This is a genomic window from Streptomyces sp. NPDC057654 (assembly GCF_042800135.1).
GTDB lineage: Bacteria > Actinomycetota > Actinomycetes > Streptomycetales > Streptomycetaceae > Streptomyces.
Window position 1 is genome coordinate 1 of record NZ_JBHVHQ010001309.1, and the last position, 1581, is coordinate 1581.

General features: G+C 71.2%; 2 protein-coding genes. Both read left to right on the plus strand.

Annotation, left to right across the window (positions count from 1 at the left end; translation table 11 throughout):
- Positions 1 to 696, plus strand: a 696-nt coding sequence (locus ACFU99_RS43110; RefSeq protein ID WP_384404107.1) for an SDR family oxidoreductase, incomplete at its 5' end; no start/stop codon positions are given.
- A complete protein-coding gene (locus tag ACFU99_RS43115; RefSeq protein ID WP_384404111.1) occupies positions 693 to 1577 on the plus strand; it encodes an AAA family ATPase in 885 nt (294 codons plus the stop codon). The genes ACFU99_RS43110 and ACFU99_RS43115, both read left to right, overlap by 4 nt.
- The last annotated feature ends 4 nt before the right edge of the window (positions 1578 to 1581 follow it).

Below are 1581 nucleotides of genomic sequence, written 5' to 3' on the forward strand. Positions count from 1 at the left end.
TCCGTGCTCGTCACCGGCGGAAACCGCGGCATCGGGCTCGCCGTGGCCCGCGCCCTGCGGGACGACGGCGAGCACGTCGCCGTCACCCACCGCGGCGACGCGCCGCCCGACGGCCTGTTCGGCGTACGGGCCGAGATGACCGACCCGGACAGCGTGGACGCGGCCTTCGCCGAGGTGGAGGCCGTGCAGGGGCCCGTGGAAGTGCTCGTCGCCAACGCGGGCATCACCCGCGACATGCCCTTCCTGCGGATGGCCGAGCAGGACTTCCTCGACGTCGTCGACACCAACCTCGGCGGCGCCTACCGCGTCGTGCGGCGCGCGGCCCGCTCCATGGTCCGCGCCCGCTGGGGCCGCATCGTCCTCATCTCGTCGATGGTGTACGCCTTCGGCGCGCCCGGCCAGGCCAACTACGGCGCGTCCAAGGCGGGGCTGCTCGGCCTCGCCCGCTCCCTGGCCTGGGAGCTGGGGCCCCGCAACATCACCGTCAACCTCGTCGCGCCCGGCCTCATCGACACCGAGATGGGCCGCAGCGTCACCGACCGCCGCCGCGCGGACCTGGCCCGCATCACCCCGCTCGGCCGCCCCGGCACCACTGAGGACGTCGCGGCGGCCGTGCGCTATCTGGCGGGGGAGTCCGGGCGGTACGTCACCGGGGCAGTGCTGCCGGTCAGCGGGGGACTGGGGCTCGGCGGATGACCACGGACCACCGCCTGACGGACCTGACGGACCGCACGGACCTGACGGATCTCACGGACTTCACGGACCTCACGGATCTCACGGACCTCACGGAAGGAACAGCACCGGCCATGGAAGACCGCGTCATCCACCTCGCCATCTCCGGCACGTACTCCAGCGGCAAGAGCACCACCACCGAGGCGGTCTCCGTCGCCACCGGCATCCCGCGCACCCACGCGATGACCTCCCGCGAGATCCTCCTGGACCTCGTGCCCGGCAAGCAGGTGCAGGAGCTGTCGGCGGCCGAGCTGATGGCGCTCGGCCTGCGCCGTCTGGAGGAGCGCATCCACAACGAGGCACTGCCCGGCTCCTTCGTCTCCGACGGCTCGGTGATCCACGAATGGATCTACGGCGAGGCGCGGATGCGCGTCGGCATCAACCCCGGAGCGGGCTTCCTCGTCAAGGCGATCAAGAACGTCGCCGGGCTGCCCGTCAAGCGCTTCTACCGCGACTACATGAACGCCTACGGGCAGATCACCAAGGCCCGCGCCAAGCGGATCTACGACGCCTATGTGCACCTGCCCGTGGAGTTCGAGATGAAGGCCGACGGGCACCGGCCGGTCTCGGAACCATTCCGCAAGATGTCGGACGAACTGCTCATCGCGACCCTGGAGGAAATGGAGATCCCCTACCACGTGGTGGGCGGCACCGTCACCGAGCGCGTACGGCGCATCGTCGACCTCTTCGACCTGCCGCTGGTCATGCCGCTCGACGAGGCCGTCGACATCGCGCAGGAACGGGTCCGCAAGGCCACCGAGGTCCTGGAGGCCGACGCCCGCCACCACAGCGCCCGGCGCTCCACGTCCTGGCGGCGGCGCGTCTCGTACGCGCTGCGCTACTGACCCC